A 24,106-nucleotide genomic window follows, 5' to 3' on the forward strand; every position below is an offset into this window, starting at 1 on the left:
AAGTCATCAGGGACAAGATCATCGGACACTCCGCAGACCCTGCCGATGAAGATCATTGACTGCCAGCCGACACGCCGATCTCATTCTGAAACGATCAGTAAGGGCCCGGCCGTCACCGGTTCCGGGTGCAACACACCTGGCCCCGGCCGCCGTTGAGGGGGCAGGCGGGACGGCGCCTCCCGGCCGCGGCCGGGAGGCGCCGGGGTGGGCGTCGCTCAGCGGGCGCTGTGCTGGGCGCGTTGGTAGAGCGGCCAGGTGACGGCGGAGGTGAACTGCGGGCCCACCAGGTGCCGTGTGCAGCCCGGGGCCGGATCCCAGGGGTCGCAGGCGTTGCCCGCGGCGTCGAGCCGGCTGCCCTCGGAGTTGTCGCCGACGACCGTGCCCAGACCGGACTCCGGGTCGAGACCGGCTATCCGCGGGCCCCCGCTGGAGCCACCGCCCATGATGCACTCGGTCCCCCACAGCCCCTTCGCCGCGGGGTATTCGGGGGTGCCGACGACCTGCTGGGCCCGTCCGGTGCAGTAGGCGAGCCGCTCGCCGGTGTACTCGGGAAGGCCCTCACGCTCCGGGTCCGAGACGGCGCGGGGGTATCCGAACTGGTGGACCCTGCGGTCGCCGGGCCGGTCGAAGCCGATCCTCTGCGCCGCGCCGACCGCGGTCCGGACGGTCCGGCCCCGCGCGTCCGTGTTGAGGACCACGAACGCCTGGTCGTAGGCGCCGTAGAGCTCACCGTGCTGCTGGTCGTTCTCCAGCCAGGTCGGGGCGACGACCCCCAGCCGGCCGGTGAACTTCCCGTAGGGCGCCCGTCCGTCGCGGTAGCCGGGCACGAACAGCACGTTCCGCGTCCACTGGTTGTCCTCACCGACGAGGTCGGTGTTGTTCACGCAGTGCCCCGCGGTGACCACGGTGCTGCCGTTGGCGCTGTCGACGACGGTGGCGGTGCAACTGGAGTCCTCGCCGTGGTCGGTGAAGAACAGCCGGCCCACCGTACGGCCGAGGGCGCTCCGCCCCGTCCACGGGGCGCCGTCGGGACCGCCCTCGGGCGGGTTGCCCGACGAGGGCTCGGTCAGCGCCGCGATCCGCTCCGGCGTCCAGTAGCCGAGGACCGCCTGCCGCTCGGCCCGGGTGACCGCCTGGTCACGGACGGCCACGGCGGTCGTGGACGGCTGGACGGCGCCGGCTGCCGACGCCTCCGGGGCCGTGACGAGCACGGCCGCGGCGACGAGGGCGGCCGCCAGAAGCGGCCGGTGGAGGTGCGCGGAAGGGGGTACCTGACGTGACGGCATGCTGCTCCTCGGGACGTCGATCGCACTGCCCCGCAGGCCGCGTGCCGGTGACACGGGCCTGCGGGCAGAAGGACGTGCGATACAGACGTCCGGGAGGGGCAGTCGGTTGGGACCGGTCGCGAGCGCCTGCCGGCGGCCGCGGTTCAGGCCTTCGGCTGGGTGAAGCGGATGCTGTTGCCGAAGGGGTCGCGCAGGCCGCAGTCGATCCCGTACGGGCGCTCGGTCGGCTCCTCGGTGAACTCCACGCCCAGGTCCCGGAGCTTCTCGTAGGTCTTGCGGCAGTCGTCGGTGCTGAAGATCAGGTGGCCGCCCGTGGCGCCCTTGGCGACCAGTTCGCGGACCTGCTGCGCGGTCTCCTCGGACATCGCCGGCGGGCCCGGCTTCTCCAGCAGGATCTGGCGCTCCGGGTGGCCGGGGACGTTCACCGTGAGCCAGCGCATGAAGCCCAGGTCGACGTCCGCGTTCACCTCCAGGCCGAGCTTGCCGACGTAGAAGTCGAGGGCCTCGTCCTGGTCCAGGACGTAGATCTGCGAGTGCGTGATGGCGTTGAACATGTGCATCACGCTACTGGCCGGGCCGGGCGGAAACTTATCCAAAACTGCTCACCCTGCTCGGCCTGCTCGGCCCGCGATCAGGCACGCGGCCGCATCCACGCCTTCGCGAAGCACGTCGGCACGTCCATGGCCGTCGCCTGCTTGCGGTACGCCCGCGGCGACGTGCCCACGATGTCGCGGAAGGTGCGGCTGAAGGTCCCCGGGCTGCCGAAGCCGACCTCGAAGCAGATGTCCGTCACGCTGCGGTCGCTCTCCCGCAGCAGGAACATCGCCCGCTCCACGCGGCGGCGCTGCAGGTAGCGGTGCGGCGTCTCCCCGAAGGTGGCCCGGAAGGTGCGGGTGAAGTGCGCCTGCGACACATGGGCGATCCGGGCCAGCGCCGGCACGTCCAGCGGCTGCGCGTAGGCACGGTCCATCGCGTCCCGTGCCCGGAGCATCCGGCGGTTGGTCTCTTCTGCGGCGCGGCTCACGCCGCCCATGAGACCACACGGTTCGGCGGAAAGTCGCCGTTCCGGGACGGCGGGCGGGGTCGTCCAGGGACCCGTGCGGACGCCTCAGTGCCCGCCCGCCGGTGCGCCGCCCATCATCCGCAGCATCCGCCGGCCGCCCGTACCGAGGAAGCGGGCCAGCAGCACGGCCGCCAGCGCGAGGAAGGCGATGTTGAGCCAGGTGGTGTAGTCCCAGTGGACGCCGCCGCCGGGGACGTGGGCGCTCGACCGGTCGGGGATCAGACCGAGCGTGCCGAAGAGCACCTCGACGACGTAGCCGGCGACGGCCATGGCGACGTAGAAGGTCCACAGGACCAGCAGGGCCGTGCGGCGGCCGTAGTACTTCCGGTAGATGGTGAGGATCGGCAGGATCAGCAGGTCGGCGAAGATGAACGACACCACGCCGCCGAAACTGATGCCGCCGGTCCACAGGACCACCGCGAGGGGCACGTTGCCGACGGAGCAGACGAACGAGGCCATGGCGACGAGCGGCCCGATCAGCGGGCCCCACAGCTTCGCGGCGAGCGGATGCCCCTCGAAGAAGAAGGCCTGCCAGAAGGAGTCCGGCACCCAGGCGGCGACGGCGCCGGCGATCAGCAGGCCGAGCACGAGGTCGCGCAGGATCGCCGCCCACTCCATCACGAAGACGTGCGACGTGGCGGTGAAGCCCTCGGGGGACAGCAGGCGCCGCAGGAACGGGCCCTCGCGGCGCACGGACATGTCCATCGCCGCGTGCCCCTCCATGGACCCGGCGAGCCCGCGGTCGGCCTGGGCACGGGCCTCCCGCAGCAGGTCCGGCCGGAGCAGGCGCCGGAAGAGCAGCGCGAGGACGACGATCATGACCGGCCCGCCGACGAACTCCGCCGCCGTGAACTGCCAGCCCATGAGCAGGGCCAGCAGGACGCCGAGTTCGACCACGAGGTTGGTGGAGGCGATCTCGAAGGCCATCGCCGCCGTGAAGCTCGCCCCCTTGCGGAAGAGCGAGCGGGCGAGGGCGACGGCGGCGTAGGAGCAGGACGAGGACGCCGCGCCCAGGCCCGCGGCGATCACCAGCGTCCGGGGCCGGTCGTCGCCGAGCAGGCCGACGACGCCCTGCTTGCGGGCCACGGCCTGGACGACCGCGGACAACGCGAAACCGAGGATCAGCGCCCAGGTGATGTCCCAGGTCATGGCGCCCGTGAGGGACAGGGCGTGGAGGACGGCGTCCATGCGGTCAGACCGCGACCGGGGCCGGTTCGCACGCCTCCATCAGGTGCGCCGCGGTGTCCGGGGCGAAGAGCGCGGCGGCGGCCGGGGAGGGGGTGCGGCGCGGGCGGCGCGGACGGGTGAGGCCGTCCAGGACGTCGATCAGCGTCCAGGGATCGGTGGCGAAGCGGGTCAGACCGAGCGCCGCCATCTGGTGCGCCCCGGCCTTGCCGTGGCCCGGGATGGGGCGGTAGCCGACGACGGGCAGTCCCATGGCCAGTGCTTCGAGCGCGGTCTGCCCCGCGGCGTTGTCCACCAGCGCGTCCGCCGCGCTCATCAGCGCGGGCATGTCCCGCTCCCAGCCCAGCGCGAGCGCCCCGGGGACGCGGGAGAGCCGGGCCCGCAGCCGCCGGTTCTCGCCGCACAGCGCCACCGGAAGGAAACCGGCCCGCGCGAGCAGGGCGGCCGTGTCCGCCAGGTGCGTGCCGGCGCCCCAGGCACCCGCGGAGAGCAGGACGACCGGCCGGTCCGGCGCCCGGGAACGGAACACCCGGTGCCAGGGCCCGGCGTCCGGGGCGGGCGCCAGGAAGCGGGACGCGACCAGGGGACCGGTGGCGGCGGCCGGGCGGCCGGTGGCCTCCCGCACCCGGCGGGCGGCGCTTTCGGTGAGGCAGCAGTAAAGGTCGTTGCCGGGGTGGAGCCACTGGCTGTGCACGTCGAAGTCCGTGACCACCACCGCGCTGGGCACCGCGAGCGTTCCGCGGGCCCGCATCCCGCCGGTGAGCTGCGCCGCCAGGTGGAACACCGGGACGACCAGCCCGGGCCGCTCGCGCCGGACGAGTTCGGCGAGCCCGCGCTCGGCGAGTCCGGCCAGCCCGGCCGGGCCGGGCGTGCGGCGTGACCCGCCGGGGCGCAGGAACGTCGCGTAGATGCCCGCGTAGAGCACCGGGAGGTGCAGGACCGTGGCGCGGTAGAAGGCCCGCAGCGCCGCGCCGGCGTGCGCGGGGAGGAGTTCCAGCACGTCGGCCCTGCGGGCCTGCCCGCCGCGGGCGGTGAGCCGTGCGACGAGTTCGTCGGCGACGGCGTCGTGACCGGCGCCCATGGCGGCGCTGAGCACGAGGAAGCGCCGGGGCGCACGGCCCGCCCGCCCGGTGTGCGTCACCGCGGCACCACGTCCCGCCGGGAGGGGACGGGCGGCGCTGCTGCGGGCACATCCGGCACGTGATCACCTCGTACACCAGTTGCGGACTACTCGGGTCTAACCGATTTGCCCCGTCTTGAAACGAATGGCCCGCATCACGGGGCGACCCCCGCCCCCTGCCTCCCGGGAGGGTCGCCCACAGAGCCGGTCCGGCGATCGGGCGGTTTACTGAGACCGGAGGGGGGACGTGCCCCGGGGGGAGCCGCACCGGCCATCCCGGGCGGCAGCTGCAGCGGCAGGGACGGAAAGCAGCGGCAGGGACAGAAAGCGATGCCATGACCTCTCACCCTCCCCAAGCGGTCTCCGGTGGCAAGGCGGTACGCGGCAAGCCCGTGCGCGACCCGGCGGACCCGGCCGGCGGACCGGCCCCGGTCGCGCTGGTGACCGGGGCGTCCTCGGGCATCGGGGCCGCGGTCGCCGACCGCCTCGCCGCCGAGGGATGGCGGTTGCTGGTCAGCGGCCGCGACCACCAGCGTCTGCGGGCGGTCGCGGAGCGGACCTCCGGGACCGCGCTCCCCGCGGACCTGGAGGACCCGCAGGGCACCGGGCGGCTGGTGCGCGACGCCGCCCTCGTGACGGGCGGCCGGGTCGACCTGCTGGTGGCCGGGGCGGGCATCGGCTGGGCCGGTCCCTTCGCCTCGATGCCGCAGGGGGTGATCGAGCGGATCTTCATGGTGGACGTCGTCGCGGCGATGGAGCTGGTCCGCCGGGTGCTCCCGGGCATGCTGGCCCGGCGCAGCGGCCACATCGTGCTGATCGGCTCCTTCGCGGGCAGCGTCGGTGTCCGCGACGAGGCCGTGTACTCCGCGGCCAAGGCGGCGCTCGGCGCCTTCGCCGACTCGCTCCGCTACGAGCTGGCCGGCAGCGGGGTGCGCATCACCCATGTCATCCCGGGCGTCGTCGACACCCCGTTCTTCGCGACGCGGGGCGTGGCGTACACCCGCTCCCGGCCCCGCCCGATGCCCGCCGAGCGGGTCGCCCGGGTGGTGACCGACGCGGTCCGCAAGGGACGGGACGAGGTGTACGTCCCCCGCTGGCTGCGGATCCCGGTCGCCGTGCGCGGCGTCCTGCCCTGGGTCTACCGGCGTCTCGCGGGCAAGTACGGATGACGCGGTGCCCGCCCTGACCGTCGTGCTGGCACTGCTGGCGGCCCTCGCCAACGGCGCGGCCTCCGCTTTGCAGCGGCGCGCCGCCCTCCAGCAGCAGGAGGAAGAGGGCGCCGGGCACGGTCTGCGCGGGCGGCTGCGGCACCTGCTGCGACTGGTCCGGCGCCCCTTCTGGGCGGCCGGGATGGCGGCGCTCGTGGTCTCAGGGGCCCTGCAGGCCAGTGCCCTGGGGGTGGGGCAACTGTCGGTGGTGCAGCCGCTCATGGCCACCGAGCTGCTGTTCACCCTGATGGCGGGGAGCCTGGCGTTCTCCCGCCGGCCCGACCCCGGGACCTGGTTGTGGTTCCTGGCGCTGGCCGGGGGACTGGCCCTGTTCCTCGGTGCCGCGACGCCGTCCGGCGGGCAGGCGCAGGCCCTGCCGGGCACCTGGCCGCGCGCCGGTGTGCCGCTGGCGCTGCTGGTGCTCGTCCTGTGGCTCGTCGGGCGGGCGCTGAGCGGCGGTGCGCGGGCCTGCGTCCTGGGGTGCGCCACGGCCGCCTGCTTCGCCTGCACGGCGGCGCTGATCAAGGACGTCACGGGTCGCATCCCCGAGGGCCTGCCGCGGGTGTTCGCCTCCTGGCAGCTGTACGCGGTGGGCGCGGTCGGCCTGCTCAGCCTGCTGCTCCTCCAGGTCACCCTGCGGGCCGGCAGCCTCGCGGCGTCCCAGCCGGCGCTCACCATCGGGGACGCGGTGGTGAGCGTGGCGCTGGGCTGGGTGCTCTTCGGGGAACGGATCGCGCTCGGGGCGCACGTGGTGCCCGAGGCGGCGGGCGTCGCCCTGATGGCCGCCGGAGCCGTCGGCCTGTCCCGCTCGCCCGCCGTGGCCGGCGGCTGGGACGTGCCGCGCGGGAAGCGTCCGGGCGCCCCGGAGGGCCGTCACCGTACCGTCCACGGGGGGCCGGGATGAGGCGCGGCGGCGACGTCCGGCGGGCGGCGCTGGCGGGGGGCGTCCTGGTGGCCGGCCACATCGTCCCGGCCGCCACCTGGCTGCCCGGGCTGCGCCGCCGGGCCTTCCCCGCCCTGGCCGGCCTCGGACGCCCCGACCACGTGGCCCTCACCTTCGACGACGGGCCCGATCCGGTCTCCACCCCGCGCTTCCTGGACGCCCTCGACGAACTCTCGGTCCGGGCCACCTTCTTCGTCCTGGGCGCGCGGGTGGGCGGCCACCCCCGGATCGTGCGCGAGGCCGTCCGGCGCGGCCACGAGATCGCCGTCCACGGCTGGACCCACGACCGCCCGTGGCTGCCCGGTCCCGCCCGCGACCGGGCCGACCTGGCCCGCGCCGTCCGGGCGGTCCACGACGCCTGCGGCGCCGCACCGGTCTGGTACCGCCCTCCGTACGGCATCCTCACCGGAGGACGCTGGGCGGCGGCCGCGTGCACCGGCCTGACCCCGGTCCTGTGGAGCGCCTGGGGCCGCGACTGGAGCACCGGCGCCACCGGGGAGTCCGTACTGGCGACCCTCCGGCCCGATCTGCGCGCGGGCGCCACCGTCCTGCTCCACGACAGCGACCACGCCTCCGCCCCGGGTTCCTGGCGCGCCACCCTCGCGGCGCTTCCCGCCCTGGTCACGGCATGCCGGGACACCGGTCTGACGGTCGGTCCCCTCGTGGAGCACGGCGTCGGCGCGGGCGTTTGACGGTCGACCGGAGCCGACGGACACTCGATAGATAGGTGCCCGATACATATCACCGAGAGTGACAACCGCGCCGCGGAGCCGGCCAGGGCCAACCCGATCCGTGACGTCGCGAACGACGGACGGGCACAGCGATAGCCCGGAGGCATACGCATGTGCGGAATCGCCGGATGGATCTCGTTCCGCAGGGACCTGGGGAACGAGCAGGAAACGGTCGACGCGATGACCGAGACGATGGCCTGCCGTGGGCCTGACGACCGCGGCACGTGGGTCGACGGACCCGCCGCGCTCGGACACCGCAGGCTCGCGATCATCGACCTGCCGGGCGGCCGGCAGCCGATGAGCGCCGAGGCACCCGAGGGCGGCGCGGTGGCGATGGTGTACTCGGGTGAGGCCTACAACTTCACCGAACTGCGCAAGGAACTGACCGTGCGCGGCCACCGCTTCACCACCACCTCCGACACCGAAGTGGTGCTGCGCGGCTACCTGGAGTGGGGGGAGGGCGTGGCGGAACGGCTCAACGGCATGTACGCCTTCGCCATCTGGGACAGCCGCGAGCAGAAGCTCGTCATGATCCGCGACAGGATGGGGATCAAGCCGTTCTACTACTACCCGACCGACGACGGCGTGCTGTTCGGGTCCGAGCCCAAGGCGATCCTGGCCAACCCGCTCGTCCCCCGCCACGTCACCCTGGACGGGCTGCGGGAGCTCTTCGCCTTCGTCAAGACACCCGGTCACGCGATCTGGGACGGCATGCGCGAGGTCGAGCCCGGCACCGTCGTCACCGTCGGACGGGGCGGCATCCGCACCCACGTCTACTGGGCGCTGCGGACCGAGCCGCACACCGACGACAAGGAGACCTCGATCGCGCGCGTGCGCGAGCTGCTCGAGGACATCGTGCGGCGTCAACTCGTCTCCGACGTGCCGCGCTGCACCCTGCTCTCCGGCGGCCTGGACTCCTCGGCGATGACGGCGATCGCGGCGCGGCAACTCGCCGACCAGGGCGAGAAGGTGCGCAGCTTCGCGGTCGACTTCGTCGGCCAGACCGAGCACTTCGTCCCCGACAGCCTGCGCGGGACGCCCGACACCCCGTTCGTCCACGACGTCGCCGATCTCTGCGGGACCGAGCACCAGGACATCGTCCTCGACTCCGGCCAGCTCGCCGATCCGGACGTGCGGGCCAGGGTGATCCGCGCCCGTGACATCCCGGCCGGGCTCGGCGACATGGACTCCTCCCTCTACCTGCTGTTCAAGGCCATCCGGCAGCACTCGACCGTCGCCCTTTCCGGAGAGTCGGCCGACGAGGTCTTCGGCGGCTACCGCCAGTTCTTCGACGAGGAGGCCCGCAGGGCCGACACCTTCCCCTGGCTGGTGCGGTTCACGACGGAGTTCGGCGACGACGGCAACATCCTCACCGAGCAGGTGGCCAAGTCCCTGGACCTGGAGGGCTACGTCCACGACGGCTACCGCCGCGCGGTCGCCGGCGTCGAACGCCTCGACGGCGAGAGCGACTTCGAGTACCGGATGCGCGTCATCAGCCACCTCCACCTCACCCGCTTCGTGCGCATCCTCCTCGACCGCAAGGACCGGGCGAGCATGGCCAACGGCCTGGAGGTCAGGGTCCCGTTCTGCGACCACCGCCTGGTCCAGTACGTCTACAACGCGCCCTGGTCGCTGAAGTCCTTCGACGGCAGGGAGAAGAGCCTGCTGCGCGAGGCCACCGCGGACGTGCTGCCCCGCTCGGTCTACGACCGGGTGAAGAGCCCGTACCCCTCCACCCAGGACCCCAAGTACTTCGTCGCGCTCCAGGAGAACGCCAAGGACCTGCTGGCCAAGCCCACGCACCCGGTGTTCGACCTGGTCAGCCGGACCTGGCTGGAGGACGCGGTCAGGACCGACACCCCGGTCAGCACGCACGCCGCCCGGCACGGCCTGGAACGCGCCCTCGACCTGGCGCTGTGGATGGACCTGTACTCGCCCACGATCGGGATCCCCTGACCCGACGGAGACCACGCGAGGGGGCCGACGATGGCGGCGGTCGGTGAGGAAGACGCCCTGGACTTCGTGGTGTCCCTGCACCGCCTGGTGCGGCTGCTGCGCCGCGCCCGCCCCGAGCCGAGGGTCCAGCCGACCCCGCTCATCGTCCTCGCCCTGCTGAACCAGTACGGTCCCTCGCGCGTCGGCGTCCTCGCCGAGCGGGCCGCCTGCACCCAGCCCACGATCACCGCCGCGGTGACGCAACTGGAGGCGGCCGGGCTGGTCCGCCGCGAACCCGACCCGGCCGACGGCCGTGCCACACGGGTGGTCATGACCGCGCCGGGCCGGCGGGAACTCGTGCGGATGGCCCGCGGCGAGGCCGAGGCCCTCGCCGCGCGCCTGGGCACCCTGCCGCCGGAGGACGTGCGCAAGGTCCTCGAGGCAGGTCGTCTGCTGCGCCGCCTGACGGACCGCGACTGACACCCGGACGGCGCGGATTACCAGGTGGTCACCCAAGGTGACGTGCTGCCGTTGATGGGCTTCCTCTGGCGCGTCGGCGTCGAGCGGCCGGGACCGGGGCCGCCGCGTCACCGACCTGGTCGTCAACGGCCTGCGCCCCCGGACATGGCCGGTCCTTGATCGACCGCGGCTAGTGTGTGCGTCCGGACGTCGGGGTGGGGAGCTGGTCGTGGTCGAGATGACGGACTCGTCGAGCAGCGCGCGTGCGCAAGTCTCGACGCCCAGGGCCCACTCGCTGCCGCCGGCCCGGGTGCGCTCGGCGAGGCGTTCCAGCGCCCCGGCGGCGGCCTCCGGCCGGCCGCTGCGGGCGGCCGCCTCGATCAGCTCGAACAGCGTCCATCCAGGAAACCCAGGTCCTCGTACCGGCACGCGCGCGTCGCGGCCTCCACTTCGGGCTGCGCGAAGGGGCGGCGCGTCCCGCTGGGGTCCGGTCAGCTGGTCGAGCCGGCCCAGCAGGGTCCCCGTCGCCGTCGGCGTCTTCCCCGACGAGCTCTACCGGGCCCCCGGGAGCCGGGCGGAGCAGGTCGCCCGAACCTCGTCCGGTGCAACCCGCTCCCCGAGGGCGGTCACTCGCCGTGTGGGAGCAGCCGGAGCCGCTCGATGCGCTGACGGCGCCCGGGTTGCGGAATCCCACCGTCCTCGCGGACCGTGGGATTCCGGGCCGCACGACCGAGGAGGTGCCGCCATGGACGTCCCGACCCTGGCCGGGCTCCTGCACGAGACCGAGGAGCGCCACGGCGCGTACGAGGCGACCGCCCCGGAGCACCACTGGTGGGACTGGTACGCCGCCTACCTGTTCGCCCGTGAGCAGGGCCGTACCCCCGACGAGGCCGCCCGTGAGGCCGCGGCCCACATGCAGGCGCTGCTGGGCTAGGCCGACTCGCCGGCCGCTCCTCACCGGGCGAGCGCCGCGGCCCAGTCGCGGAACCGCTGCGGGGGCTGCAGTCCGGCGATCCCGTGACGTCGGGAGACCCAGGTGGGTGTGGCGTGGACGCCGTACCGCCAGGCGAGCAACTCCGACGCGGCCAGCGCGTCGGTCATCGCCGCGGAACCCCAGGCCGCGCGCAGCCCCTTCGCGTCGCCCCCGGCCTCCTCGGCGAGGGAGACCAGCAGCTCCCGGGACTCGATGTCGAGGCCGTCGGCGAAGTTGGCCGCGAACACCGCGGCGGCGAAGCGGCCGGCGGCCTCGCGGTCGCTCGCGGCGAGCCATTCGTGGGCCTCCAGCGCGGGGCGCGAGTGGGTGCCGCGGTCCGTCCGGCGCAGCGGCAGGCCCGCCGCCTCGGCCTCGTGGGCGAGGAGCGCGTACGCGGGGTCCGTGCGCCGGCCGGGAGGGCTGCCGCTGGGCCCCGTCCAAGGGTGGATCCGCAGCGCGTGCCCGACCACGCGGATGCCGTGCTCGCGGAGGATCCGGGTGCGGTCCTGGGCCACGTAGCAGTAGGGGCAGATGAAGTCGAACCAGTGCTCGGCGGTCGCGGTGCGCGGCGGCGAGCAGGGCCCGGGGGCGGAGGTGACGATCATCTGGTGCTCCTCACGGTTCGCGAGATTCGTTACCACTGATATCTGTAACGTAAGTCGCTTCCGAGGTTCTTCCCGCCTCGGGCCTCGACCGTTTTCCGGGGCTCAGGAGGCGACGAGTGCCCGCAGGGCCGACGCGACGAGTCCCGGGTCCTCCTCCGCCATGAAGTGGCCGCAACCGACGGTGGTGTGCGTCAGGTCGGGGGCCCAGGCCTGCCAGAGAGCGCGGGCGTCGTAGCCGAGGGCGGCGCCCCAGTCCTGCTGGAGGACCGCGACCGGCATCCGGAGCCGCCGGCCCGCGGCCCGGTCGGCCCGGTCGTGGTCGGCGTCGACGGTCGCCGAGGCGCGGTAGTCGGCCACGATCGAGGGGACGGCCGCGCGGCAGGCGTCGAGGTAGGCGGCGCGCACGGCGGGCGGGAAGGTCTCCGGGGACCGGTTCCACGCGTCGAGGAAGTGCCCGAAGAAGGCGTCCGGGGCGGCGGCGATCATCTGCTCGGGCAGGCCCGGGGGCTGGGCCATCAGGTACAGGTGGAAGCCCACGGCGGCGTCGGCGCCGCGCAGGACGTCCCACATGTCCAGGGTGGGCAGCACGTCGAGTACGGCCAGCCGGCTGACCGCGTCGGGATGGTCGAGCCCGGCGCGGAAGGCGACCAGCGCACCGCGGTCGTGGCCGGCGAGCGCGAAGCGGTCGTGACCGAGCGCGCGGGCCAGCGCGACGACGTCCGCGGCCATGGTGCGCTTGGCGTACGTGGCGGGTCCCGCGGGGGCCGGTTTGTCGCTGGCACCGTAACCACGCAGGTCGGGGCAGATCACGGTGTGGTCGGCGGCCAGGTCGGCGGCGACGTGGCGCCACATGAGGTGGGTCTGCGGGAAGCCGTGCAGGAGTACGACGGGGCTGCCCGAGCCGCCGACGGCGACGTTGAGGGCGACGCCGTCGGCGACGGGGACGCGGTGGTAGGCGAAGCCGGGGACGACCGGTGTCATGGTGCGCTGCTCTCGTTCGGTGGTGGGGGAGTGACGTGCCCGCCGGTGGCGGACGCCCCGAGCCTCCCGCCCGCGGATCAGCATCCGGTCAGCGCGTACCGTGGCTGCGGGGAGGACGGCCGGAGAGGTGGGCAGGGTGCGGGTCGCTTTCGGTGTGCTCGGGCCGGTCGTCGCCTGGGACGGCGACGGTCGCGCACTGGCGCTCAAGGGCCCCCGGCACCGGGAGGTGCTGGCGCGGCTGGTGGTGGCGCGCCGGCGTGTCGTACCGGTGACCCGCCTGGTGGCGGACCTGTGGGACGAACCCCCGGCCGGCGCCGTCGGGGCCGTGCAGACCTTCGTCGGGGCGCTGCGCCGCGAGCTGGAACCGGAGCGGCCGCCCCGCGCCCCCGCCCGGCTGCTGGTCACCGCGGGCACCGGGTACGCGCTGCGGGCGGACCCGGACAGCGTGGACGCCTGGCGGTTCGAGGCCGCCGTCGACGCCGCCGCGGCACTGCCGCCCGCGGCGGCGCTGACGCGGCTCGAGGAGGCGCTGGACCTGTGGCGCGGTCCCTCGTACGGCGAGTACGCCGACCGGGAGTGGGCCCGCGGCGAGCGTTCCCGCCTCGCCGAACTGCGGCTGCGGGCGGTGGAACGGCGGGCGGAGGCCCGGCTGGAGCTGGGCCTTGCCGCCGAGGCGGTGCCCGACCTGGACGCGCACCTGATCGCGCATCCGTGGCGGGAGGACGCCTGGCGGCTGCTGGCGCTCGCGCTGTACCGGTCGGGCCGTCAGGGGGACGCGCTCGCCGTGCTGCGCCGGGCCCGCGCGATGCTGGCCCGGGGACTGGGGCTCGACCCGGGAGCGGCGCTGCGCCGTCTGGAGGCGGACATGCTCGCCCAGGACCCGCGCCTGGACCCGCCGGCGCCCGCGCCCGCCGGCCCGGGCGACGCGGCCGCCCGGGTGTGGGCCCGGGCGGCCCAGGCGTATGACCGCACGGTCGCCGCCGGGGCCCGCGCACGGCTGGAGTCGACGGTCGGCCTCCTCCGCAATCTCGCGCTGACCGGGGGCGGCGGCCTGGAGGCCACCCGGGAGCACCGCCTGGCGGCCGTCGCCGCGGCGGAGGAGTCCGGCGACCCGGAGCTGACCGCCCGGGTGATCGGTGCCTACGACGTCCCCGCGATCTGGACCCGCAGCGACGACCCGGAGCAGGCCCGCCGTATCGTCGCCGTCGCCGAGCGCACCCTGGCCGCCCTGCCAGCCGACGCCGCGCACGAGACCGCACGCTGCCGCCTGCTGGCCACGATCGCGGTGGAGACGCGCGGCATCCGCTCCGCCCGCGGACCGCTTGCGGCCCGGCAGGCCGAGGAGACGGCCCGCCGGCTCGACGACCCGGCGCTCCTCGCCTTCGCGCTCAACGGGGTGTTCATGCAGACCTGCGCCCGGGCGGGCCTCGCGCCGCGGCGGGACGCGATCGGCGCCGAACTGGTGGCGCTGGCCCGGCGGCACGGGCTGACGACGTACGAGGTGCTCGGTCACCTGATCCGGGTACAGGCCCGCAGCGCGCTCGCCGACCTCCCCGCGGCCGACGTGCACGCCGCCGCGGTCGACGTCCTGGCCGAACGCCACGAACTGCCCCTGGCCGGCGTGTTCACGCAGTGGTACCGGGCCCTGCGGACGGCCGCCTCCGGGGGCGGGCCGCGGGCTGGGGCCGCCTACCGGGCCGCCGCCGCACGCCTGGAGGGCGCCGGGATGCCGGGTGTGGAACGGGGTCTGCTGCCGCTCGCGCTGCTCTGCCTCGACCTGGCCGACGGCAGCGTCCCGGCGGCGCGGATCGCCGAGCGTGTCGACCCCGCGGCGGAGTGGGGGCCGTACCGGCCGTGGGCCCAACCCTTCGTCCTGCTGCGCGCCGGCCGCCGTGCCGAGGCCCTGGCGGCCCTGCGGGCCCTGCCCGAGCCACCCCCCGACCTGATGTACGAGGCCCTGTGCTGCGTGCAGTCCGTGCTCGCCGTCGGGCTCGGCGCCCGCGACGTCCTGGAGGCGCTCCACGCCCGCCTGCTCCCCGCCGCCGGGGAACTCGCGGGCGCGGGCAGCGGTCTGCTCACCGCGGGTCCGGTGGACCGGTACCTGGCCGCCGTCACCGCCGCGCTCGCCCCGTAGACCCGGCGTGCCCGCACGGCCCCGAAAGAGGAAGGGCCGGCACCCCGTGAGGTGCCGGCCCCTTACATCCCCGGTGGGTCAGATGGGGAGGATGTTCTCGGCCTGCGGGCCCTTCTGGCCCTGCGTGACGTCGAAGCTCACCTTCTGGCCCTCCTGGAGCTCACGGAAGCCCTGGGTGGCGATGTTGGAGTAGTGAGCGAAGACGTCGGCGCCGCCGCCGTCCTGCTCGATGAAGCCGAAGCCCTTTTCCGAGTTGAACCACTTCACGGTGCCGGTCGCCATGGGAATCTCCTTCGGGAGCAGTACATGAAGCCCGCACTTTGCGGACCTCCGTCGCCGCAATGACCCCTCCGGGACAACCGGAAAACAAAAAATGCACCTGTCGGTCACATCCCGGCAGGTGCACGTAAAGTTCATGGGTACCAAAACTGCAACGCGATCAACCTAGCACAGGCGTCGTCGGACGACCACGGGGCCGGGTCCGCCACCGGTCGTGGCGGACCCGGCCCCGTAGGTGTCCGGTCAGTAGGTGAACCGCTGGAGGCCGTTGGCCCAGGGGTTCACCAGGAAGACGGTACGCGTGGCGGGGTCGAGGAACAGGCCGCGCCGGCTGGTGAAGTCGAAGTTGGACGTGCTCAGTGTGGAGTTGACGAGGTTGGCGACGGGGTGCCGGGCGAGCACCTTCCCGGTGTCGGGGTCGAGGACGGTGATCTCGCTGAGGGCGTTGTTGTCGCCGGTGGTGGCCTCCTCGTACAGGTGGGCGACGAGGGCGACGTGGTGCCGGGTGTCGAGCACCGGCCACATGACGCCCCGGGTGCCGAGGTCGGCCGGCGCGGAGGTGGCCAGGGACTTCTGATCGGCCGAACGCCAGGTGCCGGTCGGGAACTCGCCCGTGGTGTAGCTGGGGGTGGCGGGTCCGGCGGCGACGTACACCCGGTCGCCCTTGCCGTCGGGCAGGAGCCCGGCGGTGCAGGCCGGCATGGTGGTCAGCGGCGACACCTCGCGGGTGCCGGGGTCGACCGACACCGCCCAGTAGGGGACGCGCCCGGACAGGCAGGGCCCCATGGTGCCGGTGGTGGCCACGAAGAACGTGCCGGTCGAGGCGTCGACGGAGACGTTGCCGAAGGCCCGCCCCGGGTTGTCCGCGTTGAGCGGGATCGGCGCGGAGATCTTGCCGGTGGCCATGTCGACGGTCCACAGCGAGGCCACGCCCGAGACCCCGTCGAAGGTCGTCACGGCCGCCCGGTGCCGGGCCGGGTCGACGGCTCCGCCCTGGAAGTACACCGACGTCGAGCCGGTGCCCGGGTCGAGGGTGCTGAGCCTCACGCGCGCACCGGTCTTCGTGTCGCGCAGGTCGACCTCGGGGAGCACACCGCCGTCGAACGGCCGGTGGCCGATCAGGGTGTGTCCCGTGCCGGGGTCGGCCCCCAGGACCTCCTGCATCATCGAGGTGCCGGTCTGGCGGGACACCGTGGTGCCGAGGGTTCCCTCGGAGAGCGAGTACGCGGTGGTGGCCGAGCCCTCCAGGTGGATCCAGCCGTCGTCGCCCTCGGCGAAGTCATCGGTGGCGAGCAGCGCCGTGCCCCCGCTGACCTCGATGTTCTCCAGGGTGCCGGAGACCGTGTCGCCGTCGAGGTACTGCACGAACGACGTGGGCGAGGCCTGTCCGACGGGCTTGCCCGCCCGCGTGGGCAGGACCCGGACCGGGTACTGCAGTCCGGTCGGCAGGCCGAGGGCCTTGAGGTCGAGCACGGTCCGGCCCTTCACCGACGGCAGGGCCCGGAAGAGGGTGGAGGCGTGGTCGACGCCGTTGTCGTCGCGGCCGCTGCCGTTCTGGTTGGTGGCGGTGTTGAGAGCCCCGTACAGGGTGGGTGCCGGGGTGAGGAACTCGATGGCCGCGCCGTCGGCGTGCGGAGCCGAGGAGGCGTCCCAGGAGACCGTCAACCGCGGCTCCGCCCGGGTCAGTTCGACGGCGTGCGCCGTGGCGGACTTCCCCTGCCCCAGCAGCGGTGCCTGCGGCCGCTGGTCGGCGCCGGGTCCGACGCGCAGTGCGCGGAAGTCCCCGAAGACCTGGCCGTCGTAGAGCGTGACGCCGATGCCGTAGAGCCCGGCGCCACCCGGCGCGAAGGCGGAGGCGGGGATGGTCACCGTGCCCTTGGTGCCGGTGAGCGGGGTGCGCCACTGGGCACGCCACTTGTCGCTGGTGGTGAAGGGCGTCCAGTGGCCGACCGAGGAGAGCACCAGCTTGGGGGCGGTCGCGTCCCGCAGGCCGGTGAGGTCGTAGTGCACGGTGACGGACTTGCCCAGCGGGGACGAGCCGGGCGCGGTCGGGGCCTTCGGCTGCACATAGGTGCCGTCGGCCGCGCCGAAGGTGAGCCGCTGACCGGTCGAGGCCACTACCTTGTGGCCGTCGAGGGCCTCGAACGTCACCTGTACGGTGCGCGCTTCGCCGGAGGCGAGGGGCAGGCCGGCGGCGGCCAGCAGCTCGCGCGGCAGGACGCGCAGGCTCGGGCCGGCGGACGGGATCGTGCCGTGCTCACCGACGCGCAGACGGTACGTCAGCTTCCGGTGCCCGCCGGTGAGGTCGAGGCCGAAGGTGATGGGCGAGACCGCGTTCTGCCCGGACGGGTTGCCCCAGGCGTCGGCGGGGCCCGCCAGGTCGATCGCGGAGGGATCGGTGGCCTCGACGAAGGCGGTGGTCGGGCTCACCGACAGCAGCTGGCGCTCGGCGACGGACAGCCGTACCGCGGCCGGGGTGAGGGAATGGCGCTTGGCGAGCACCTTCTCCACCGCCGCTGTCACGTCCAGCTGGGGGCCCATGCGCAGTTCCCGGTCGGCCTGCGGGGGCTGGGCGATCGGGCGGCCGGTGTCCACCAGCAGCTTCCGGACCTCACGCGGGCTGAGCTTCTGCCCGGTCGCCTCGGCGGCCGCCAGCACGTTGGCCGCCGCAGCGGCGATCATCGGGGCCGAGGCCGAGGTGCCGCCGTTGAGCACCACGCCCGGACCGTCCGGTGTGTGGATCAGCGAGGGCAGGTTGTCGCCGGGCGCCGCCAGGTCGATCCGGGTGCCGAACCCCGAGGAGTAGCCGGCGGAGCCGTTGTAGCGGGTGGTCGGGTAGACGGCGGTGCGTACGTCGTCCGAGCTCAGGGTGTCGTCGACGGTGGTGCCGCCGGCGGCGATCACCCCGGTGTCACGGACCAGGGTGGGGGTGGTGGTGGGGGCGACGTCGTCGATCGACGTCTGCGCGCGGCTGCTCGACGTCACGTCGGTCGGGGTGCTGCCGCCGTCGGGGCCGACCGACACCGGCAGGCCCAGGCGGGTGCCGTCGTTGGACGACACGACCACGACGATCCCCGAGTCCACGATGGCGCGCAGGGTGTCCCTGATCTCCGGGTCGTCCTCCAGCCACCGCGAGGGGAAGCCGATCGAGCCGTCCGTGCCGAAGCCGAGGCTCGCCGTGATGACGTCCGGCCGGGGCTTCTGGGCGGCCGCGGCCCGCAGCGCGGCCGCGATGCCGGTGGCCGAGGGCTCCTCGGGGATCACGAGCCGGTACTGCGCGCCGGGCGCGATGCCCAGCAGGTCGGTGGCGCCGCTGCCGGTGGCCTCCGGGCGCTGCCGGTCGTGCGGCAGCGGGGCCATCATCGAGAAGTCGAGCAGCACTTCGGCGAGGTTGGGGTCCTGGCCCTCGATGGCGCCGGCCGCGTCGAGGCGGCCCTTGTTGTCGCTGGTGTAGGTCGGTATGAGCGGCAGGGAGGGGAAGTCGAGGTAGCGCTTGCCGTCGCGGAGCACCGTGGTGGGGCCGTTGAGGCGCACGTACTCGTCGCCCGCGTCGGCCATGCCCTGGTCGGTGAGGTCCCCCAGCGACACGTTGGTGATGACCTGGCCCTGACCGGGCAGCGCGCGGAGGTACCTCGCGGTGTCCCGGAAGGCGCCGACCGCGTTGACGCCGCCCGCGTTGAGGTAGGACTGGAAGGACGTCGTCAGGCCCTCGTTGGTGGGCAGGTCCTTGGCGGCGGAGGGGGCGGCGGTGCGGGCCGCGCTCCGGTCGCCGATGCCGTCGACGGCCTCGCGGACCGCCTTCGGGAGCGGGACGGCGCCTGAGTTCATGGTCCGGGGGCGCACCGCGGAGCCGCCGCCGGTGGCGCCGCCCACGCTGTACGGCGTGAGCGCGGCGGCGTCGGCCCGGCGCTGGAGGATCTCGGCGGACGGGGTCAGGGAGCCGCCGAACGCGCTGCGGCCCTTCGTGCCCGCCACGGGGAAGGCCCGGGTGGTGCCGTCCTTGCGGGTCAGGGTGCCTGACCCGTCGTCGGACCAGTGCAGCACCGAGCCGTCGTCGAGGGTGAGGGTGTGTGCCGCGGGGGCCGCGTGGGCCGCGGCCCGGGACGCCGGGGCGTCCGGATCCGCGGCGTGGGCGACGGAAGGCGCGGCGATCGTGGACAACAGGGCGGCGAGCGCCGTCAAACGCGCTCGTCTGAAGCGGTGGGACATGCAACGCCCTTCGGTGATCGGGTGAGGAACGTGCAGAGGGCCGGCGGGTCTTCGGGACGGGCGGACGGAGCTCACCTTGACGCTGCCACGTCACACCGGACAAGCTCCCGCAGCTGCGGGTTTGTGCAGTTGCCCACATGCGCGGGGTGCGGCACGGCCCGGCGGGACGGTCAGGCGCCCTCGTGCTCGGCGACGCGCACCAGGTGCACCGCCGAACTGGCCCAGTCGCCGGGCGGCAGATCGAGCACGAGCCCGTACCCGCCGAGCACCGCCGCGTGGTGCACGGTCCCCGTACGCGTGTCGCGGTAGCGGGCCCCGGCGGTGAGGCCGCCCAGCCGCACCGGTCCCCGCGGGCCGCCGTGCCGCTGGACGCGCTGCCAGGCGAGCACCAGCGCCTCGCTGCCGTCGTGCGCGGCGTACTCCACGACGGTGGGGCCGTCGTCCCCGGGACCGCGCAGCCGGTGCAGCGCTCCGTGCTGGACGAGGTGACGGACCCGCTTGTACTCGGCCACCAGCTCCGCCCCGGCGGCCAGTTCCTCCTCGGACCAGCGGGTGAGGTCACCGCCGATGCCGAGCAGCCCGGCCATCGCGACGTGGAAGCGGAAGCGCAGCGGCACCGTGCGGTGCGTGAGCTGGTTCGGGACGTCGGTCACCCAGGCGGCCATGGTGCGCGCGGGGTAGACCTGGCCGTAGCCGTGCTGGATCGACACGCGGTCGGCGGCGTCGGTGTTGTCGGAGGGCCACGCCTGGTCGGTGCGGGAGAGGATGCCGAGGTCCACCCGGCCGCCGCCGCCGCTGCAGGACTCGATCCGCAACTGCGGATGGTCGGCGCGGAGCCGGTCGATCACCCCGTAGAGGTGGTGCACGTACCGCGTCCACAGCCGGTCCGCGCCGTCGTCGCGTCCGGGCCAGCCGGCCTCGCTGAAGGCGCGGTTCATGTCCCACTTGAGGAAGTCGACGCCGTTCTCCGCGACGAGCCGGGTGAGCCAGCCGTACGCCCAGTCGGCGACGTCCTGCCGTGCGAAGTTGAGGACCAGCTGGTTGCGCAGCTCGGTCCGGTTCCGGTGCGGGACGTGCAGCACCCAGTCGGGGTGCTCGCGGTACAGGTCGCTGTCCGGGTTGACCATCTCCGGTTCCACCCACAGGCCGAAGCGCATCCCGAGCCGGTGCACCCGGTCGGCCAGGGGGGCCAGCCCGGAGGGGAAGCGGTCGGCGGCCGGGGTCCAGTCGCCGAGGCCCGCGCGGTCGTCGCGCCGTGCCCCGAACCACCCGTCGTCGACGACGTACAGCTCCACGCCGAGCGCCGCGGCCCGGGCGGCGAGCGCCGCCTGGCCGGGCTCGTCGACGTCGAAGCCGGTGGCCTCCCAGGAGTTGTAGAGCACCGGAGCCGTCTCCCGCGGGTGCGGCAGGACGTGGGCCAGGGTGTACGCGTGCCAGGCGCGACTGGCCGCGCCGAAGCCCCCGCCGGTGTACAGGCCCGCGAAGGTGGGCGTGGTGTACTCCTCGCCCGGGGTCAGCGGCACGTTCGTACCGTCGTGTCCCGCACCCCCCGTGAAGCCGGCGCGCCCGTCCGGGGTGCGCTGCGCGGTGACACGCCAACTGCCGCTCCAGGCCAGGGCGGCGCTCCACACCCGGCCGTGGGTCTCGCCGGCGTCACCTGCGTCGACCATCACCCACGGGTTGGCGTGGTGGCTGGTGATGCCGCGGCGGCTGGTCAGCACGGTCTCGCCGTACGGCAGCCGCTCCCGGCGCAGTTGGCTCTCCGCGGACCACTGGCCGGTGACGTGGCTGAGCCGGTAGTCGGGCAGCGGCGGCAGGCTCCAGGCGGCGGAGTCGGCGCGGAGCACCGTGAGGGCGTGCTCGCCCGCGTTGCGCAGGACGGTGCGCCGCTCGATGACGTCGCTGTCGTCGTGGAGACGGTAGTGGAGGGTGACCTCCAGCGGGTGGACGCGGTCGCGGAACCGCAGCGCCAACTCGTGCACACCGGGCGCGGGTTCCCGCACGTCATGACCCGTCGGCTGCCACTCGAAGCCCCTGCTCCCGTCGGGGAGGCGGACCTGGAGGGACGGTACCCCGAAGCGGGCCCCGCCGTCGACGGGGAGTTCCTCGCTCACCGGCGAACGGCCCTCGAAGCTGCTCGCGTCCGGTCCCGGCGGGACGGCGAGTTCGGCCGCCTCCTGCAGGGTCAGCCGCGGGCCCCAGGCGACGTGGCAGGGGGCACCGGTCGCGTCGATGCGCAGTGCGTACGACGTGCGCGGGGTGCTCAGCAGCCAGATCCCGGTGTCCGGGGCATGGGAGATCACGGGCATGGGTCCTCACGTTCGGGTCGCGCCAGGAGACAGGCGGCAGCCAATCCTTACCTTGGATCACATGTCAACACCCACTCTGGTCCGACCTTTTCCAGTTGAGGGGCCCTCACTTGGTCTACTTCCGAGGAGTCTTGCTTCTTTTATTGACAGCAGAAAAGAACCCACCTAGGTTCCCGGCCATGTCCTCGATCCCGCCGGGGGAGGCGTTCCCGGCCCACACGCCGGCCGCCTCCCAGATCTTCACCACCGTCCTGTGCCACGGTCCGCTCACCCGCACCGAGATCGCCAAGCGTGCCGGGCTGTCAGCGGCCGCGGTCACCAAGGCGGTCCGGCCGCTGATCGAGGCCGGGTACCTGGTCGAGGACGTGGACGAGGAGGCGCGTCCCTCCCTGGGACGGCCGGCCAACCCCGTACGGGTGGACGGCGGCCGGGCGCTGTTCATCGGCCTCAAGATCACCGGCGACGAGATCATCGGTGTGCTCACCGACCTCTGCTGCCGGATCCGCACCTCCCGCCACGTGCCGCTGGCCGCCCCCGACCCCGGGGCCGTCCTGGCGTCGGCGGCGGCACTGGTGCACGAACTGCTGGCGGAGGCCGACGGTTTCGGCGTCCCCGTCAGCGGCCTGGGCATCGCGGTCTCCGGTGACGTGGACCGGGCCGGCGGCCTGGTGCGCTACTCGCCCTTCCTCGACTGGCGGGACATCCCGCTGGCCGAGCTGGCGGGGATGACCACCGGCCTGCCCGTCACCGTCGACAACGACGTCAGGGCGCTCACCGTCGCCGAGCAGTGGTTCGGCGCCGGGGTGGGCCTGTCCGACTTCGCCGTGGTGACGGTCGGCGCGGGCATCGGCTGCGGTCTCGTGGTGCACGGGCGGGTGGTCTCGGGCGCGTACGGGGTGGCCGGCGAGATCGGGCACCTGTCCATCGACCCGGCGGGACCGCTGTGCCACTGCGGCAACCGCGGGTGCGTGGAGGCGATCGCCGCGGACCCGGCGATCGTGCGCGCGGTCCGCGAGGCGACGGGAACCCCCGTGGCCGACGCCGCCGAGGCACTGCGACTGGCCCACGGCGGCGACCCGGGGGCCAGGGAGGTGTACGCGCGGGCCGGCGAGGCGATCGGCCGGGCCATCGGCTCGGTGGCCAACCTCTTCGGCCCGGAGCGCGTGATCATCTCGGGCGAGGGCCTGGTGGCCCACGACCTGTTCGCCGACCAGATCCTCGAGGCCTTCGCCGCCTCCGCCTTCGGCACCGCCGGGCAGTGCGACCTGCGGACCCGTCCGCTGCCCTTCGAGGAATGGGCGCGCGGGGCCGCGGCCACCGCGATCCAGTCCTTCATCAGATCAGACACGTACTAGGAGTAGCGATGACGCTGCAGAGCCGCACCGTCCTGACCGCGCCTCAGCCCAGCCGCCGCACCGTGGTCGGCGGGCTGTTCGGGCTCGGAGCCGCGGCGCTCGCCGCCCCCCTCCTCACCGCCTGCGGCGGGGGAGCGGCGGCCGACCCCAAGACGGTGACCTTCGGGTCCAACGGGGCCGACGCCACGCCCAAGTCCGCCTACGCGGCGGTGACCAAGGCCTTCACCAAGGACAGCGGGCTGACGGTCAAGACCAACACCGTCGACCACGACAGCTTCCAGAAGGGCATCTCCAGCTACCTGCAGGGCACTCCGGACGACGTCTTCACCTGGTTCGCCGGTTACCGCATGCAGTACTTCGCCAAGAAGGGCCTCGCCACCCCCCTCGACGACGTGTGGGAGAAGATAGGCGGCGGCTTCAGCGAGGCCACCAAGCAGCTCTCCCGCGGCGAGGACGGCAAGTTCTACTTCGTCCCGCTCTACAACTACCCCTGGGGCGTCTTCTACCGGAAGAGCCTCTTCCAGGAGCGCGGCTACACCGTCCCGCGCACCTGGTCCGAGTTCACCGCGCTCGCCAAGCGGATGAAGAAGGACGGCCTCTCCCCGATCGCCTCCGGCTACGGGGGCGGCGACGCCTGGAGCATCCTCGGCGCCTTCGACTACCTCAACCTGCGGGCCAACGGCTACGACTTCCACATGTCCCTGATGCGCGGCGAGGTCTCCTGGACCGACAAGCGCGCCGTCGCCACCCTCGACCTGTGGCGCGAGATCAGCCCGTACTACCAGCAGGGCGCCGGCGGACGTTCGTGGCAGGACGCGGCCCAGTCGCTGCTGGACAAGAAGTCCGGCATGGCGGTCATCGGCCTCTTCCTCGGCCAGCAGGTCACCGACGAGGCGCTCCGCTCCGACATCGACTTCTTCCCCTTCCCCGAGATCGACCCGGTCAACGGGCAGGACGCCGTCGAGGCGCCCACGGACGGCTTCATGCTCAGCCGCCGCCCCAAGAACGAGAAGGGCGCCAAGAAGCTCCTGGAGTTCCTCGGCAGCGCCGAGGCCGAGGGCCTCTACATGGGTGTCGACCCCAGCAACGTGGCCGTCCACGCGCAGGCCGACACCGGCTCCTACAACCCGCTGCAGAAGAAGTCCGCCGAACTCATCGCCTCCGCCAAGCACATCACCCAGTTCGCCGACCGCGACAGCGACCCCGGGTTCATCTCCACGGTCGTCCTGCCCGGACTCACCCAATGGCTCGGCCACCCCGACGACGGCTCGGCCCTGCTGAAGCGCATCGAGTCGCAGCGCTCGCGCTTCTTCACCTCCTGACCGGACCGG

The 24,106-nt window shown here is 73.8% G+C and carries 19 protein-coding genes; 9 read left to right on the forward strand and 10 right to left on the reverse strand.

Annotated elements, in window-relative coordinates; genetic code table 11:
- Positions 1-215: 215 nt before the first annotated feature.
- The 5 genes from PV410_RS14280 to PV410_RS14300 form a co-directional block, all read right to left on the reverse strand.
- Positions 216-1,286: a trypsin-like serine peptidase gene (locus tag PV410_RS14280; RefSeq protein WP_500324510.1), complete on the reverse strand. Its 1,071-nt coding sequence runs from the start codon at positions 1,284-1,286 to the stop codon at positions 216-218.
- Positions 1,287-1,429: 143 nt separating this feature from the next.
- On the reverse strand, positions 1,430-1,840 hold the full coding sequence (locus tag PV410_RS14285; RefSeq protein WP_500324512.1) for a VOC family protein: 411 nt from the start codon (positions 1,838-1,840) through the stop codon (positions 1,430-1,432).
- A 77-nt stretch (positions 1,841-1,917) separates the two neighbouring features.
- Entirely contained in the window at positions 1,918-2,319 is a 402-nt protein-coding gene (locus PV410_RS14290) for a helix-turn-helix domain-containing protein (protein WP_500324514.1), read from the reverse strand.
- Between the two features lie 75 nt (positions 2,320-2,394).
- Complete coding sequence (locus tag PV410_RS14295) at positions 2,395-3,537, reverse strand: permease (protein WP_500324516.1); 1,143 nt, start codon at positions 3,535-3,537, stop codon at positions 2,395-2,397.
- Positions 3,538-3,541: 4 nt separating this feature from the next.
- Positions 3,542-4,675 carry an MGDG synthase family glycosyltransferase gene (locus PV410_RS14300; protein ID WP_500324518.1) on the reverse strand — a complete coding sequence of 378 codons (1,134 nt, stop codon included), beginning with the start codon at positions 4,673-4,675 and terminating at the stop codon, positions 3,542-3,544.
- Positions 4,676-4,989: 314 nt separating this feature from the next.
- Between PV410_RS14300 and PV410_RS14305 the strand changes: the two genes are divergently transcribed.
- The 6 genes from PV410_RS14305 to PV410_RS14330 all read left to right on the forward strand — a co-directional run bounded on the left by PV410_RS14305 (position 4,990) and on the right by PV410_RS14330 (position 10,864).
- On the forward strand, positions 4,990-5,823 hold the full coding sequence (locus PV410_RS14305; RefSeq protein ID WP_500324520.1) for an SDR family NAD(P)-dependent oxidoreductase: 834 nt from the start codon (positions 4,990-4,992) through the stop codon (positions 5,821-5,823).
- Positions 5,824-5,827: 4 nt separating this feature from the next.
- Positions 5,828-6,766 carry a DMT family transporter gene (locus PV410_RS14310; protein WP_500324522.1) on the forward strand — a complete coding sequence of 313 codons (939 nt, stop codon included), beginning with the start codon at positions 5,828-5,830 and terminating at the stop codon, positions 6,764-6,766.
- Complete coding sequence (locus PV410_RS14315) at positions 6,763-7,497, forward strand: polysaccharide deacetylase family protein (protein WP_500324524.1); 735 nt, start codon at positions 6,763-6,765, stop codon at positions 7,495-7,497. The genes PV410_RS14310 and PV410_RS14315 overlap by 4 nt, the downstream gene beginning before the upstream one ends.
- 150 nt (positions 7,498-7,647) lie before the next feature.
- Positions 7,648-9,492, forward strand: coding sequence for an asparagine synthase (glutamine-hydrolyzing) (gene asnB, locus PV410_RS14320; protein WP_500324526.1), 1,845 nt, complete (start codon positions 7,648-7,650; stop codon positions 9,490-9,492).
- Positions 9,493-9,522: 30 nt separating this feature from the next.
- Positions 9,523-9,951 (forward strand): MarR family winged helix-turn-helix transcriptional regulator, encoded by a 429-nt coding sequence (locus PV410_RS14325; protein WP_500324528.1) that lies wholly within the window; start codon positions 9,523-9,525, stop codon positions 9,949-9,951.
- 724 nt (positions 9,952-10,675) lie between these two features.
- Positions 10,676-10,864, forward strand: a complete 189-nt coding sequence (locus tag PV410_RS14330) for a bleomycin resistance protein (protein ID WP_500324530.1) — start codon at positions 10,676-10,678, stop codon at positions 10,862-10,864.
- A 20-nt stretch (positions 10,865-10,884) separates the two neighbouring features.
- Here PV410_RS14330 and PV410_RS14335 read toward each other — a convergent pair whose 3' ends face one another.
- The gene (locus tag PV410_RS14335; RefSeq protein ID WP_500324532.1) at positions 10,885-11,508 is read right to left on the reverse strand and encodes a DsbA family oxidoreductase; all 624 of its coding nucleotides are present in this window, start codon (positions 11,506-11,508) and stop codon (positions 10,885-10,887) included.
- A 102-nt stretch (positions 11,509-11,610) separates the two neighbouring features.
- A complete protein-coding gene (locus PV410_RS14340) occupies positions 11,611-12,489 on the reverse strand; it encodes an alpha/beta fold hydrolase (protein WP_500324534.1) in 879 nt (292 codons plus the stop codon).
- Positions 12,490-12,625: 136 nt separating this feature from the next.
- Here PV410_RS14340 and PV410_RS14345 point away from each other — a divergent pair, with 136 nt between their 5' ends.
- Positions 12,626-14,623, forward strand: a complete 1,998-nt coding sequence (locus tag PV410_RS14345) for an AfsR/SARP family transcriptional regulator (RefSeq protein WP_500324536.1) — start codon at positions 12,626-12,628, stop codon at positions 14,621-14,623.
- Between the two features lie 78 nt (positions 14,624-14,701).
- On the opposite strand, the gene PV410_RS14350 is transcribed toward PV410_RS14345, so the two are convergent.
- From PV410_RS14350 to PV410_RS14360, 3 genes are all read right to left on the reverse strand, one after another.
- Positions 14,702-14,905 (reverse strand): cold-shock protein, encoded by a 204-nt coding sequence (locus tag PV410_RS14350; protein WP_326570877.1) that lies wholly within the window; start codon positions 14,903-14,905, stop codon positions 14,702-14,704.
- A 240-nt stretch (positions 14,906-15,145) separates the two neighbouring features.
- The gene (locus tag PV410_RS14355) at positions 15,146-19,084 is read right to left on the reverse strand and encodes a S8 family serine peptidase (protein WP_500324538.1); all 3,939 of its coding nucleotides are present in this window, start codon (positions 19,082-19,084) and stop codon (positions 15,146-15,148) included.
- A 197-nt stretch (positions 19,085-19,281) separates the two neighbouring features.
- Positions 19,282-21,420, reverse strand: a complete 2,139-nt coding sequence (locus PV410_RS14360) for an alpha-galactosidase (RefSeq protein ID WP_500324539.1) — start codon at positions 21,418-21,420, stop codon at positions 19,282-19,284.
- Between the two features lie 179 nt (positions 21,421-21,599).
- On the opposite strand from PV410_RS14360, the gene PV410_RS14365 reads away from it, so the two are divergent.
- Positions 21,600-22,775: an ROK family transcriptional regulator gene (locus tag PV410_RS14365; protein ID WP_500324541.1), complete on the forward strand. Its 1,176-nt coding sequence runs from the start codon at positions 21,600-21,602 to the stop codon at positions 22,773-22,775.
- 8 nt (positions 22,776-22,783) lie between these two features.
- On the forward strand, positions 22,784-24,097 hold the full coding sequence (locus PV410_RS14370) for an ABC transporter substrate-binding protein (RefSeq protein WP_500324543.1): 1,314 nt from the start codon (positions 22,784-22,786) through the stop codon (positions 24,095-24,097).
- Positions 24,098-24,106: the final 9 nt, after the last annotated feature.

Source organism: Streptomyces sp. PA03-5A (genome assembly GCF_033792725.1).
GTDB lineage: Bacteria > Actinomycetota > Actinomycetes > Streptomycetales > Streptomycetaceae > Actinacidiphila.

Excerpts from the sequence above, each read along its gene's own strand:
- PV410_RS14280 (WP_500324510.1), bottom strand. The coding sequence starts at position 1,286 with ATGCCGTCACGTCAGGTACCCCCTTCCGCGCACCTCCACCGGCCGCTT.
- PV410_RS14285 (WP_500324512.1), bottom strand. The coding sequence starts at position 1,840 with ATGTTCAACGCCATCACGCACTCGCAGATCTACGTCCTGGACCAGGAC.
- PV410_RS14290 (WP_500324514.1), bottom strand. The coding sequence starts at position 2,319 with ATGGGCGGCGTGAGCCGCGCCGCAGAAGAGACCAACCGCCGGATGCTC.
- PV410_RS14295 (WP_500324516.1), bottom strand. The coding sequence starts at position 3,537 with ATGGACGCCGTCCTCCACGCCCTGTCCCTCACGGGCGCCATGACCTGG.
- PV410_RS14305 (WP_500324520.1), top strand. The coding sequence starts at position 4,990 with ATGACCTCTCACCCTCCCCAAGCGGTCTCCGGTGGCAAGGCGGTACGC.
- PV410_RS14315 (WP_500324524.1), top strand. The coding sequence starts at position 6,763 with ATGAGGCGCGGCGGCGACGTCCGGCGGGCGGCGCTGGCGGGGGGCGTC.
- asnB (WP_500324526.1), top strand. The coding sequence starts at position 7,648 with ATGTGCGGAATCGCCGGATGGATCTCGTTCCGCAGGGACCTGGGGAAC.
- PV410_RS14325 (WP_500324528.1), top strand. The coding sequence starts at position 9,523 with ATGGCGGCGGTCGGTGAGGAAGACGCCCTGGACTTCGTGGTGTCCCTG.
- PV410_RS14330 (WP_500324530.1), top strand. The coding sequence starts at position 10,676 with ATGGACGTCCCGACCCTGGCCGGGCTCCTGCACGAGACCGAGGAGCGC.
- PV410_RS14335 (WP_500324532.1), bottom strand. The coding sequence starts at position 11,508 with ATGATCGTCACCTCCGCCCCCGGGCCCTGCTCGCCGCCGCGCACCGCG.
- PV410_RS14340 (WP_500324534.1), bottom strand. The coding sequence starts at position 12,489 with ATGACACCGGTCGTCCCCGGCTTCGCCTACCACCGCGTCCCCGTCGCC.
- PV410_RS14350 (WP_326570877.1), bottom strand. The coding sequence starts at position 14,905 with ATGGCGACCGGCACCGTGAAGTGGTTCAACTCGGAAAAGGGCTTCGGC.
- PV410_RS14360 (WP_500324539.1), bottom strand. The coding sequence starts at position 21,420 with ATGCCCGTGATCTCCCATGCCCCGGACACCGGGATCTGGCTGCTGAGC.
- PV410_RS14365 (WP_500324541.1), top strand. The coding sequence starts at position 21,600 with ATGTCCTCGATCCCGCCGGGGGAGGCGTTCCCGGCCCACACGCCGGCC.
- PV410_RS14370 (WP_500324543.1), top strand. The coding sequence starts at position 22,784 with ATGACGCTGCAGAGCCGCACCGTCCTGACCGCGCCTCAGCCCAGCCGC.